Here is a 12,634-nt window from a genome sequence, read left to right on the forward strand (position 1 = left end):
TGGCTACGGCTACCGCCAGCGATAAGATTAACCTGACGTGGAAAGACAACAGTACGAATGAAACAGGTTTTGAAGTTTACCGCTCTGCCAACAACAATGCCAACTACGTATTAATTGCTACTGTAGGCGCTAACAGCACTACACAGGCTACCTTTGCAGATTCTGCCCTGTTCGCCAACGCTAAGTACTACTACCAGGTACGCGCCAAAAACGATGGTGGCGTAAGCGCTTACTCCAATGAGGCATTTACAACCACGCTCAATAATCTGCCGGAAATAGCCGGCCTGTCAGACCGTACAATGCGTTACGGCACCCAGATCAGCTACAACATCACCGCTTCTGATCCGGATGATGAACCGGTGAGCATAACCACTGCCAACACACCTGCCTTTACCAGCATCTCTGCCAATGGCCAGTCAGGCATTACCATGACCTTCTCGCCCGCCAGCCCGGCTAATATAGGCGTGTATAACATACAGGTTACCGCCACCGACCAGCATGGCGGCGTAACCAACAGCACCTTTAAGCTCACCGTGGATGATAACTATCAGCCATCGCTGACCACTATTAATGATGTAAGCCTGGCAGAAAAAACCACCGCACAGTTTACTGTGCAGGCAAGCGATCAGAATGCCACAGATACCACCATCTGGACAGTAACCGGCCTGCCTGCCTTTGCCACCCTTACTACCAGCGGCAGAACCGGCCAGGTAGTGCTGGCGCCCGGCTATGCAGATGCAGGCACCTACCCGGTAACGGTTAATATAAGCGATAATAAAGGCGGTACAGATACCAAGTCCTTTACGATCAATGTAACAGATATAAATCCCAACTATTCGGTAGATATTAACTTTACCGAAGGCAGCTACCAGGCCGCTGCTCCATGGTACAACACCAACAAACGGCCCGTGCTGAACGATGTGTTCACCAACATAAAAGACCTTTCCGGCAACAACACCGGTATGGCCTTTACCATACTTACGCCATGGCAAAACATTAACGGCGGCGTAAACACCAACAACCAGGGCTACACTACCGGCAACAACTCGGGTATTTACCCCGACAATGCCATGACCAGCAACTGGTGGACACAGAACGCCAAGCAAACCATGCGCTTTACCGGTCTTAAACCCGGCTTCAAATACAGCTTTACCATGTTTGGCAGCCGTTACGGCATCAGTGATACGCGCGCCGCCACCTACACTATTAACGGCGCCAGCGTTACGCTGAATGGTACCAATAACATTAACCAAACCGTAACGATAAATAACGTACGGGCCGACAGCGCAGGCGGTGTTACATTTGACATACAGCCGGCAGCCGGTTCCCAGTACGCTTACATTAACACCCTGGTGATTGATGCTGTGTATGACGACAGCACCGCACCAGCCAAACCAGGCCATTTTGCCGCGCGCACACTTACACAGGGTGTAAGGCTTAGCTGGACCGACCAGGCATACAACGAAAACGCGTATGAGCTGTACCGCGCATCATCTCAGGCCGGTCCTTATACGCTGCTTGCCACCCGTCCGGCTAACGACACCGCATATACGGACCTGGGCGCTACCAGCGGCAATACCTGGTACTACCTGGCAAGGGCCATTAACGATTACGGCGCATCACCGTTCACGGACACCACATCCATACTGGTGCCCAACCAGCCGCCCGTACTGGCCGCTATTGCCAACGTGATAATGAAGTCGGACACCACCACGCAAATAGCAGTCAGCGCTACGGACGCGCCGGATGATGTTATTACCCTCTCCGCCAGCGGCTTCCCGGCTTTTGCTACCCTTACCAATACCGGCAACGGTACAGCTAACCTGAACCTGGCGCCTGCCACCTCCGACATTGGTAAATATACCCTGAAGGTAATAGCCACCGACAGCAGGGGCGATACCAGCAGCCGGACCTTTACCGTGCAGGTAACAGACAAGAAGGTTACTTCCATATATGTTAACTGCAACCAGGTAGAGCCGGCCTCCGCACCGTGGAATAACTTTAACGCAGTGCCGAATGCAAATGCAGGCATTAGCAACCTGCAGGATGAAGCAGGCAACGCCTCCGGCATCAGCATCACCGTGCTGGATGCAATGACCGGCGCAAACAACGTAGGCGCAGTAACCGGCGATAACTCAGGCGTGTACCCCGATGCGGTCATGAAGACCTTCTTCTATGACCAGAGCGGTGCGGAAAAACGCGTTCGCATCAGCGGGCTTTCCGCCAGCCGCAAATACAACCTGGTATTCTTTGGCAGCCGCACCGGCGTAACGGATAACCGTAACACTATTTACGCCGCCAATGGCCAGAGCGTGACGCTGAACGCCGCCAGCAATGTTAGCAACACGGTACAGCTGAATGGCCTTACACCAGACGGCTCGGGCAATATCATCTTTACCGTTAAACAGGCTTCCGGCTCGTTCTCTGCTTACCTGAACGCACTGGTAATACAGTCTTATGTAGATGACGGCAAGCCGCTGTCGCCGGCCAACCTGGTAGCTGCCCCGGGCACGCGCACCAGCATAACGCTGAACTGGGCCGATAAATCCAACAACGAAACCGGCTTTGAAGTGTACCGCTCCGCATCCCGCAACGGCACCTACACCCTGCTGGGCACCGTAGCCACCAATGTGACCACTTATAAAGACAGCAGCCTCACTGCCAACAGCGTTTACTACTATAAGGTACGCGCCAAAGCAGGCACGCTGTACTCAGACTACAGCAACATTGCCACCGGTGGTACCCTGGCGTATGGTTTATACGTAAACTTTACCACCACCACTATAGCACCGGCACCGTGGAACAACACTGCAGCGCTGCCTTATGAAGGGCTTACCTTAGGCAACCTGCAGGACGACGGCGGTAATACCACCAGTGTATCTATGACGATTGTAAGCAACTTTACAGGTACCAACCCTGCCGGTGTGCAAACCGGCGACAACAGCGGTGTATACCCCGATAAAGTAATGGCAGAGTCTTACTACACGGAAACCGATACTGCCCGTATGAAGATCAGCGGACTGGATCAGGCCAAACAGTACTCCTTCACCTTCTTTGGCAGCCGTGCCAGCGGAGGCACCAGGATCACTGCTTACGCCATCGGCACCAAAGTGGTAACACTGGATGCAAATGATAACAGGTCCAATACCGTGACTATAGAAAATGTGAAACCGGATGGTAATGGCGAGATCATAATTACCGTGTACACTGCGCTCAACTATGGTTACCTGAATGCCATGGTCATTAACGCCTTCCCGCCGGAAGACAGCTCCGGCCTGCAAAGCCTGCCCAATTACGGCGGCGGCGTAATGAGTAATGTGCGCACCACCAACATTGGCGTAATGGGCGCCCTGGCTCCGACCGTACAACCGGCGACAGTACAGCAACATAATGACGATGGCGTGGATGGCATAACCGTTGAAAATGCATATCCGAATCCGTTCAGCTCTTACATTAACCTGTCTATCCGCCAGCAGCAGGAAGCCCGCATCCTCATCCGCTTACTGGATGGCAATGGCCGCCTGATACTGGTGAAAGACCTGGGCAAGAGAAGCAGCGGCGTATACCAGGAAAGGATTGATGTAGGCAACCGTGTGCTGGGCAATGGCCTGTACCTGCTGCAGATCCTGTCTGAAAGCAAGCCGGTGAAGACGATTAAGCTGATCAGGAATTAACGGAATTGCAGGTTCTTAACAGATTGAAATCATTGTGCTGAGAAAATAAGCCAGATCCGGTTACTGCGGTAACCGGATCTTTTAATTATATTTATTACTATACCTTAGAAGTAATGACCGTCTTTAAACATGTATTTGAATACTAAATCCGTACAGGAACACACCTACGATGCCATTGTTGTTGGATCGGGTATCAGCGGAGGCTGGGCGGCTAAAGAGCTTACAGAAAAGGGGTTGAAAACCCTGCTGCTGGAAAGAGGCCGTAACGTGGAGCACATTAAAGATTATCCCACTACCCTGCTGAACCCCTGGGATTTCAGGCACCGCCTTACCAACCCTGAAAAGGATGTTATGGCCGACCCGGTACAAAGCGCTGTTTATGATGAAAGCAGCAAGCAGTTTTTTGTACGCGATCATGAACATCCCTATATACAGCAAACACCTTTCAGCTGGATAAGGGGCTACCAGGTAGGCGGCCGCTCCCTTACCTGGGGACGCCAGTGCTACCGCCTCAGCGACCTCGATTTTGAAGCCAATGCAAAAGACGGCTACGGGGTTGACTGGCCCATCCGCTATAAGGATATTGCTCCCTGGTATGATTATGTTGAAACTTTTGCAGGCATCAGCGGGCAGGCAGAAGGGCTGCCCCAGTTACCGGACGGCAAATTCCTGCCGCCGATGGACATGAACTGCCTGGAGCTGCACCTTCGTGAACAGCTGCAGAAAAAGTACGGCGACCGCCTGGTAACCATTGCCCGTGTGGCCAACCTTACCAAAGGCTGGAACGGGCGCATGCCCTGCCAGTACCGCAACCTGTGCCACCGCGGCTGTCCTTACGGGGGGTACTTTAGCAGCAACGCCGCTACCCTGCCGGCAGCCAATGCCTCCGGCAACCTTACGCTGCGGCCCTTTTCAACTGTTGCATCGGTTATTTACGACAAGGATAAAAGAAAAGCTATAGGCGTGCGCGTTATAGACACGCAAACAAAAGAGCATTACGAATATTACGCGCGCATTATTTTCCTGAATGCCTCTACCATTGCCACCGCAGCTATACTGCTCAACTCTGTGTCAGACGCTTTTCCCAACGGACTGGGTAACAGCAGCGACCAGGTAGGCCGCAACCTGATGGACCATCACTTTAAAGTAGGCGCCCAGGGCGATTTTAACGGCTACCACGACCGCTATTACATAGGCAGAAGGCCCACCGGCATTTATATACCGCGCTTCCGTAACCTGGACGCAGCTACCGCCACAACCAGCTATGTGCGCGGCTTTGGCTACCAGGGCTACGGCGAACGGGAAGCCTGGATGGATAATTATACACAGCCCGGTTTTGGGGAAGATTTTAAAAAGACCATTACCACACCCGGCAAGTGGACGATGTGGTTGGGCGGCTGGGGTGAAACCCTGCCCTATGCCTACAACCGCGTAACGCTGGACCATTACCGGACAGACGCCTGGGGCCAGCCGCAGGTAAAAATATCTTTTGAGCTGGGCGGCAATGAGCTGAATATGCGTACAGACATGAAGGAAAGCGCTATGGAAATGCTGGAAAAGAGCGGGTTTACCAATGTGCGGGGTTTTGATTACAACTATATTGGCGGGGAATGTATACATGAAATGGGTACTGCCCGTATGGGCAATGACCCGGCCACTTCTGTGCTGAATAAATGGAACCAGCTGCACGACGTGCAGAACGTATTTATAACAGATGGCAGCTGCATGACCTCCTCTGCCTGCCAGAACCCGTCGCTTACTTATATGGCGCTAACAGCAAGGGCCTGCGATTATGCAGTGGGAGAAATGAAGAAAGGAGATTTGTAGATGTGCATATTTGCACATCCGCACATCTACTTCGTTTCTCCCATTTCCATAATCACTTTGTATTCTTCAGGCGTAACGGCGCTTACAGAAAGGCGGCTTAGCCTTACCAGCTGCAGGTTGGCCAGGCGTTTCTCCGCCTTTATCTCTGCCAGGGTAACCGGCCGTTTCATGGGCTTTACGGGTTTCAGGTCAACCACTACCCAGTTGGGATCAGTGGTGGTAGGATCCTGGTAATGTTCCTTGATCACCTCTGCAATGCCAACAATCTCCAACCCTTCGTTGCTGTGATAAAAAAATACGGTATCTCCCTTTTTCATAGCCTTCAGGTTATTGCGGGCCGCATAGTTGCGCACACCGTCCCAAAAGGTTTTACCATCTTTTACAAACTTATCCCAGGAATATTTTACAGGTTCAGATTTAACAAGCCAGTAGTTCATAAAACAATTAATAATGAAGAATGAAGAATGAATAATTTCCAGGCGCTGACGCCTCATTTAAACACTTATGCCGTTATGAATAACAATAATCAATAGCTCACCGAACAGCTTCTCTATTAATTACTAATTATTCATTATTAATTATTACCAGCCACTGGCCAGCACGTCGGCAATGTGCATGGTTTTAATGGAATGCCCGTGCTTGCGGATGTAGCCGTCCAGGTGCATCAGGCAGGAAAGGTCCGTGGAAATAAGGTAGTCGGCGCCGCTTTCAATGGCGTTCAGCACCTTTTGCTCGCCCATGCCAATGGAAATGCCTTCAAACTTTACAGCGAAAGTGCCGCCAAAGCCGCAGCATACTTCACAATCGTTCATTTCGCGCAGCTCCAGCCCTTTTACTTTGGAAAGCAGCTTGCGGGGGCCCTCCTTGATGCCGCATTCCCTTAGCGCAGCACAGGCATCGTGGTAGGTGCCCACGCCGTTCAGGGTAGCGCCGGTATCGCTAACGCCCAGCACCTGGGTCAGGAATTCCGTGAACTCGTACATATGCTTACGCAGCAGCTTTACATCGTTATGCGCAGCGGAATTATCAAACAGCTTACCGTAGTAGTTGCGTACAAAGCCGGTGCAGGACCCGCTGGGCGCTACTATATAATCGTAGGTATGAAAATCTTTGAGGAATTTGGTGGCAACTGAGCGGCATTCCTCCCGGTAGCCGGCATTAAAGGCAGGTTGCCCGCAGCAGGTTTGGTTGGCGTTATAGTTCACATTGCACCCTAGCTTTTCCAGTACTTTTACCATATTAAAGGCTGTTTCCGGGAAAAGCTGATCCACAAAACATGGTATGAAAAGCTGTACGTTCATTCTCTGTCAGTTAATATTGTTAGGCGGTATTATTTGCGGTTAGCCCCGGGCAGCTGCCGGTCATTAATACTTACACTTAACTCTGATTGCCGGGAGGCAAAAGCTATTGCTGCATTTGCCTTAACATGGCTATCATTTTCAGTGCAGTAATTGCTGCTTCGTCCCCTTTGTGCCCATGTATGCCGCCTAAGCGTTCCTGCGCCTGCTCCATATTATTTACCGTAAGCACGCCAAATATAACAGGCACGGGCAGCTCAAGATTCAGCTGCATAATGCCGCTGGTAACACCATCACAAACATAATCAAAATGGGGGGTTTCACCACGGATCACGCATCCGAAAGCAATAATAGCGCCAGGTTGCATGCCGGTGCCTTTATGGGTTTCCCAGTACCGGCGGCAGGCAAACGGCAGCTCAAACGCGCCGGGCACCTGCACCTTTGCAATGCGGGACACGTTGTACTGCTGTAAGGTGCGTTCGCAACCAGCTACCAGCTCATTGGTCACGCTGTCGTTCCATTCAGTATAGATCATAACAACACTGGCATCCTCTAAATGGAGAATGCCAGCATCGTTCAATAATGTTTGATTATGTATTGACATGGATCAATTATTCTACTCTCTTACTACTCCCAACTTCGCCAGGTATTTATCCATTTCACGGCCTTCGTTGGTTTGGGGATATTTTTCTTTAATTTCTTTGTAAATGGCAATTGCCTCATCTGTTTTACCGGCTTTTTGTAAAGCCAGGCCGGCGCGGAACAGGTACAGGGGCGCGGTTAGCTCATTATCGCTGTAATGGCCTGCCTTTTTGTAATAGTCAATGCCGTCTTCTGTTTTGTTCAGCTCCATATAGGCGTCGCCGGTAAGGCCGTACGCATATGCCTGTACGAGCTTGTCGTTTGCGTTAAAAGACTTCAGCAGGTCAATTCCTTTCTGGAATTCGCCCAGTCTTACGTAACATACGCCGGCGCTGTATTTGGCCAGGTTGCCCACTTTGGTGCCGCCGTATTTGTCTATTACCTGTAAAAATCCGTAGTTGTTACCGTCGCCATTCAGGGCCAGGCGGAAAGAGTCTACCGCAAAGTACTGCTGCGCATGGAAAACCATTTCCTGGGCTTTTTTCTCGTTTGGCGCTTTAATGAAACGGTTGTAGGCAAAGAAACCGCCTACGATCACTATCACTGCTACCACTGCAATGTTAATGACGTTCTTGTTTTTGTAGTAAAAGTCTTCTGCCTTGTGCATAGACTGCTGCAGGTCAAATTCCTGCTTGCTTGTTGTGGCGTTTGGTGTAGCGGCTTTATGCTTTGTTTCTGCTGCCATTGTGTTTGTTTGTTATCAGTTTTTACTCACAGGTATTACCAGGAGCGGTTAGCGACAAGTGGTTAGTTGTTAGCGCCTGCGGGTAGCCCGCAAAAATTACTAACAGCTAACCACTCGCACCTATCAACTTAGCTTATTAATCTACAATAAAGGGATAATCTTCCTGCATGTACACGTCTTTCAGCAGCTCATCATCGGAAGGCCAGGGTGACTCTTCTGCGAATTTCACGCATTCGTCCACCTCATGCTTCACCTTCTCGTTAATGGCTTCTATTTCTGCCTCTGTTGCCCATTTGTTCTTCTGGATCGTTTTCAACACAATGTTGATGGGATCTTTCTCTTTATATTCTTCTACTTCTTCCTTGGTGCGGTATTTAGCCGGGTCACTCATGGAGTGGCCGCGGTAGCGGTAGGTTTTGATCTCTACCAGGGTAGGCCCATTGCCTTCGCGGGCGCGTTTTACAGCTCTTTCCAGGCCTTCATGAACCGCTTCGCAGCTCATACCGTCAATGGTATCGCTGGGCATTTCATAGGCCTCAGAAAGCTTGTATATATCCAGTACATTGGAGGTACGTTCTACAGAAGTACCCATGGCGTACATGTTGTTCTCACAAATGAAGATCACCGGCAGCTTCCACAGCATGGCCATATTAAAGGTTTCATGCAAAATACCCTGGCGGGCGGCGCCATCGCCAAAGAAGCAAAGCACCACGTTATCTGTACCCTGGTATTGTTCCGCAAAGGCCAGGCCGGCGCCGGTACCTATTTGTGCGCCTACAATACCGTGGCCGCCGAAGAAACCTTTTTCCTTGGAAAAGAAGTGCATGCTGCCTCCCTTACCTTTGGAACAACCGGTTGCCTTGCCGTACAGCTCAGCCATACAGGCATTGGCAGAAATGCCTTTGGCAATGGCCAGGGCATGATCGCGGTAAGCGGTAATGAATTTATCAGAAGGCTTGGTAGCACTCATGGCGCCAGCGGCAATTGCTTCCTGCCCGATGTACAGGTGGCAAAAACCACGTATCTTCTGCATACCATATAACTGGCCGGCTTTTTCTTCAAAGCGGCGCAGCAGGAGCATTAACTCATACCAGTACAAGTACGTTTCTTTCGTAAACTTCGTCTTCGCGTCTGTTTTAGTAGCCACTATTTCTAAATTTGTCCGCAAATATAACAGGAAAATCCTAAAAACTAAATAACTGTGCCAATTCCCTGTAAATTTGTCGTTTATGAATTAGAAGCGGAAAGCATAAAGCCGAAAGCGTAAAGCATAAGGCCCGGGTGGTTGCCGCAGCACCGGCTCCTACAGCCATCCCTGCAATTCGCGCTTTCCACATTCAGCCCCATGCTTTCTGCTTTGGGTTTCCAGCTTTATGCTTTATGCTTTCAGCTTTATGCTTTTTTCTCCATCTTTGCGCCTTGCTATCTCTAAAAAACATATCGCTTACCCAGTTCAAGAACTATACGCACACCGCGTATGCCTTTCAGCAGCGTATAGTAGGCATTACCGGCCGTAACGGCAGCGGTAAAACCAACCTGCTGGACGCCATTTACTACCTGTGCTTCACCAAAAGCTATTTCAGCAGCAACGAAGGGCAGAATACGCAATACCACACCAACGGCTTCCGGCTGGAAGGGGTGCTGGAACGCAACAGCCAGCTGCACCGGATTATATGCACCGTTAAAGATGGTAAAAAAGAGATTAGCCTGGATGATGAAAGCTATGACCGGTTTTCACGGCACATTGGCCAGTTCCCGGCTGTAATGATTGCGCCGGATGACGCGGAAATCATTTTAGGCGGCAGCGAAGAACGCCGAAAGTGGCTGGATGCCCTGCTTTCCCAGCTGTACCCCAGCTACCTGGAGCACCTGATCACCTATAATAAGGTATTACAGCAACGGAACAGCCTGCTGAAGACCATTGCCACCCAGGGCCGCAGCCAGGATGCCCTGCTGGATATTTTTGACGAGCAGCTGGCGCAGCACGGCGCCCCGGTGTTTGAAATGCGACAGGCCTTTTTACCGGCATTCATCCGCCAGGTGCAGCAGCTGTATGATTACCTGGCCGGCAGGCATGAAGTGGTGAACATACAATACCAGTGTCATTTGCTGGAACAGCCGCTGGACAAGCTGCTGGCAGCCAACCGCCATAAAGATATGCTGCTGCAGCGCACCAGCAGCGGCATTCACCGGGACGACCTGGTGTTTCTGCTGGACGATCATGCCATGAAGGCCAGTGCCTCCCAGGGACAGCGCAAAAGCTTCCTGTTTGCGCTGAAGCTGGCCCAGTATGAGGTAATAAAGCTGCACAAGCAGTTCCCTCCCCTGCTGCTGCTGGACGATGTATTTGAAAAGCTGGACCAGGAACGGGTAACCCGCCTTATACAGCTGGTAAGCAGCCCCGAATACGGACAGGTATTTATCACCGATACCCATGCCCGGCGCCTGCTGGATGCTTTTGAAGGAAAGGAAGAGTTTCAGTTAATTAATAATGAATAATTAAGAATTAATATTCCTGCCTTTTGTTTATCCACCTGCTTCTTGATAAGCCACTGCCCCTTAATTATTAATTATTAATTATTAATTATTAATTCTTAATTCTTAATTATTCAATATCCCTGCCTTTTGTTTATCTACCTGCTTCTTGATAAGCCACTGCGCCCTAATTATTAATTCTTAATTATTCATTATTAATTACCTTTGGTGCATGCGCCATGGTATTAGCTCAATTGGAGATGCGCTCCGCGAGTATATGAATAAAAGCCGCCTGAAACCGCGGATGATGGAGGTACGTATACAGGAAAACTGGGAACAGCTGATGGGTAAAACCATTGCACGTTATACAGAAAATATACAGCTGATTGACGCTAAACTGATCATAACCACCTCTGTAGCGCCGCTGAAGCAGGAATTAAATTACGCCAGGGAAAAGATTATTAAGCTGGTGAATGAAATGCTGGGCGAGCCGGTGGTAAGGGAAGTAATTATTAACTGAGTTGTATAAACGAAAAAAGAAAGGTGAAAAGTAGCAGCGGGTAAGCTTTACTTTTCACCTTTTTTATTAATTAACAGTGCAGCAACTACATGGTTTGTAGGCTGCTGGTATCTGATTTGGCCATGCTGCGGTTTATCAGGTCCTGGATGTCATCCATCTTCAGGCGGGTATGGAAGTGCACCATTACCATATCTTCGTCATCCTTCACCAGCATTACCACGTTCCCCAGTTCATCATCCTTTCCCTTGTTCAGCAGGTATACGTGGCTTCCCTGGTCCCTTACCTCCAGCAGCGGCTCCAGGTGCGATCTGTCAATCAGCGTTTGCCGCAGGTTGGTAATATCTTCTGCTGCAATGGTTTCATTTTCGTCGGGCGTAATGGTGTATACTTTCAGCTTGCTTACTTTTTTGAGCAGGCGTTTGATGGTAGTTACATCCTCATCGCCAATGAGGCGGGCAGGTATGAGCCCCCTGCCGATCTTTATGAGGAAACCCAGTCCAATCCGATGGGTTTCAGCGCGGTCGTAATACGTGCGCTGGAACTTTTTCAGGTATTTCTGCTGGCCAAAGGCCGGCCCGGCTGCTGCGGCAAGGCACAAGGCAAAGAACAGTGCGCGTGCTTTCATTTCTTTAATTTTTTGAGGTTATCCATACCCTGAATGTTCATGTTATTGGCGATCTGCGATATTTCATTGAGGTCAATATCACCTACAAGGCTCATTGCCACAAATTCGCTGTCGCTGCCTACCAGCATAATCAGCTCAGAAATATTGCCTTTCGCATTTTCCTTTACCATAAATTTCAGGTCGGTGTTTTCATCGCGCACGGTCATCAGCTCGTCCAGGTCTTTGGTAAGCATGGCGGCTGCTTCGCGGTACAGTTTAGGACCGTCTTTGGTATCTTCCTTGGCAATGATGCGCAGGCCGCGCAGCTTCTTAATGATTTGCATAAACTGCTGTCCTTCACCGGTATTAATATCCAGCTTGCTGAACATGCTGAACATTTTAGGTGTAACGCTTACCAGGGTAAAACCGCGGTCTTCTTCATATTTCTGGAAGAACCGGTCCAGGGTGCTTCCCTGTTGTGCCGATGCCTGTAAACCGGCAACCAGCAGGAGGAGGAGGAGAATATGTTTTCTCATGATGAATGCTTTTTTAATTACGAATTGTCGTTTACGAATTACGAATGATGGCAGATTATTTTTTGAAGTGTTCATCCGCCACGGCATTGTTGTTACTTATAATTGGTAATTGACAATTCAATGATTTGCTTTTGTTTGTTTAATGTTTACCAGATTTTAGAATGGCTTGATTTTTAAATGATTTGCTCCTTTCGTAGCCTCACCGCACGTATTATGCACCGCTTCAATTCGTAATTCCCCACTGCCTCACTCTCCTACTGTTTTCACCTTCTCTGTAGCGTCATTGAAGTAAGACAGCTTTTCCATTTGCTGGGTGCCTTTGTTCAGGTTGCGGGCCAGCAGCTGCAGGGCCTTTTGTGTTTCTGCATAGGCT

General features: G+C 49.7%; 11 protein-coding genes. 4 read left to right on the top strand and 7 right to left on the bottom strand.

Annotation, left to right across the window (positions count from 1 at the left end; translation table 11 throughout):
• Together VFS25_RS14730 and VFS25_RS14735 are read left to right on the top strand one after the other, a co-directional pair.
• On the top strand, positions 1-3,674 hold a 3,674-nt coding region (locus VFS25_RS14730; RefSeq protein ID WP_326462923.1), incomplete at its 5' end, for a fibronectin type III domain-containing protein.
• 129 nt (positions 3,675-3,803) lie between these two features.
• Positions 3,804-5,501 (top strand): GMC family oxidoreductase, encoded by a 1,698-nt coding sequence (locus tag VFS25_RS14735; RefSeq protein WP_326462924.1) that lies wholly within the window; start codon positions 3,804-3,806, stop codon positions 5,499-5,501.
• 26 nt (positions 5,502-5,527) lie between these two features.
• On the opposite strand, the gene VFS25_RS14740 is transcribed toward VFS25_RS14735, so the two are convergent.
• The 5 genes from VFS25_RS14740 to pdhA all read right to left on the bottom strand — a co-directional run bounded on the left by VFS25_RS14740 (position 5,528) and on the right by pdhA (position 9,273).
• Positions 5,528-5,938: an EVE domain-containing protein gene (locus VFS25_RS14740; RefSeq protein WP_326462925.1), complete on the bottom strand. Its 411-nt coding sequence runs from the start codon at positions 5,936-5,938 to the stop codon at positions 5,528-5,530.
• A gap of 144 nt (positions 5,939-6,082) precedes the next feature.
• On the bottom strand, positions 6,083-6,802 hold the full coding sequence (locus tag VFS25_RS14745) for a (Fe-S)-binding protein (protein WP_326462926.1): 720 nt from the start codon (positions 6,800-6,802) through the stop codon (positions 6,083-6,085).
• Positions 6,803-6,905: 103 nt separating this feature from the next.
• Positions 6,906-7,403, bottom strand: a complete 498-nt coding sequence (gene ribH / locus VFS25_RS14750; RefSeq protein WP_326462927.1) for a 6,7-dimethyl-8-ribityllumazine synthase — start codon at positions 7,401-7,403, stop codon at positions 6,906-6,908.
• 12 nt (positions 7,404-7,415) lie between these two features.
• Positions 7,416-8,126: a tetratricopeptide repeat protein gene (locus VFS25_RS14755; protein ID WP_326462928.1), complete on the bottom strand. Its 711-nt coding sequence runs from the start codon at positions 8,124-8,126 to the stop codon at positions 7,416-7,418.
• 136 nt (positions 8,127-8,262) lie between these two features.
• The gene (gene pdhA / locus VFS25_RS14760) at positions 8,263-9,273 is read right to left on the bottom strand and encodes a pyruvate dehydrogenase (acetyl-transferring) E1 component subunit alpha (protein ID WP_326462929.1); all 1,011 of its coding nucleotides are present in this window, start codon (positions 9,271-9,273) and stop codon (positions 8,263-8,265) included.
• Between the two features lie 272 nt (positions 9,274-9,545).
• On the opposite strand from pdhA, the gene recF reads away from it, so the two are divergent.
• Both recF and VFS25_RS14770 read left to right on the top strand, forming a co-directional pair.
• A complete protein-coding gene (gene recF / locus VFS25_RS14765; protein WP_326462930.1) occupies positions 9,546-10,625 on the top strand; it encodes a DNA replication/repair protein RecF in 1,080 nt (359 codons plus the stop codon).
• 208 nt (positions 10,626-10,833) lie between these two features.
• Complete coding sequence (locus VFS25_RS14770; protein WP_326462931.1) at positions 10,834-11,121, top strand: DUF721 domain-containing protein; 288 nt, start codon at positions 10,834-10,836, stop codon at positions 11,119-11,121.
• A gap of 85 nt (positions 11,122-11,206) precedes the next feature.
• Here VFS25_RS14770 and VFS25_RS14775 read toward each other — a convergent pair whose 3' ends face one another.
• Both VFS25_RS14775 and VFS25_RS14780 read right to left on the bottom strand, forming a co-directional pair.
• Positions 11,207-11,746, bottom strand: a complete 540-nt coding sequence (locus tag VFS25_RS14775; protein WP_326462932.1) for a DUF4252 domain-containing protein — start codon at positions 11,744-11,746, stop codon at positions 11,207-11,209.
• The gene (locus VFS25_RS14780; RefSeq protein ID WP_326462933.1) at positions 11,743-12,261 is read right to left on the bottom strand and encodes a DUF4252 domain-containing protein; all 519 of its coding nucleotides are present in this window, start codon (positions 12,259-12,261) and stop codon (positions 11,743-11,745) included. The genes VFS25_RS14775 and VFS25_RS14780 overlap by 4 nt, the downstream gene beginning before the upstream one ends.
• Between the last annotated feature and the right edge of the window lie 373 nt (positions 12,262-12,634).

Origin of the sequence: Chitinophaga sp., from assembly GCF_035761305.1 — a bacterium.
Classification (GTDB): Bacteria; Bacteroidota; Bacteroidia; order Chitinophagales; family Chitinophagaceae; genus Chitinophaga.

What these genes read in the sequence shown, in the direction of transcription:
- VFS25_RS14755 (WP_326462928.1), bottom strand. Translation starts at nt 8,126, where the DNA reads ATGGCAGCAGAAACAAAGCATAAAGCCGCTACACCAAACGCCACAACA.
- VFS25_RS14740 (WP_326462925.1), bottom strand. Translation starts at nt 5,938, where the DNA reads ATGAACTACTGGCTTGTTAAATCTGAACCTGTAAAATATTCCTGGGAT.
- ribH (WP_326462927.1), bottom strand. Translation starts at nt 7,403, where the DNA reads ATGTCAATACATAATCAAACATTATTGAACGATGCTGGCATTCTCCAT.
- VFS25_RS14745 (WP_326462926.1), bottom strand. Translation starts at nt 6,802, where the DNA reads ATGAACGTACAGCTTTTCATACCATGTTTTGTGGATCAGCTTTTCCCG.
- VFS25_RS14735 (WP_326462924.1), top strand. Translation starts at nt 3,804, where the DNA reads ATGTATTTGAATACTAAATCCGTACAGGAACACACCTACGATGCCATT.
- VFS25_RS14770 (WP_326462931.1), top strand. Translation starts at nt 10,834, where the DNA reads ATGCGCCATGGTATTAGCTCAATTGGAGATGCGCTCCGCGAGTATATG.
- VFS25_RS14780 (WP_326462933.1), bottom strand. Translation starts at nt 12,261, where the DNA reads ATGAGAAAACATATTCTCCTCCTCCTCCTGCTGGTTGCCGGTTTACAG.
- VFS25_RS14775 (WP_326462932.1), bottom strand. Translation starts at nt 11,746, where the DNA reads ATGAAAGCACGCGCACTGTTCTTTGCCTTGTGCCTTGCCGCAGCAGCC.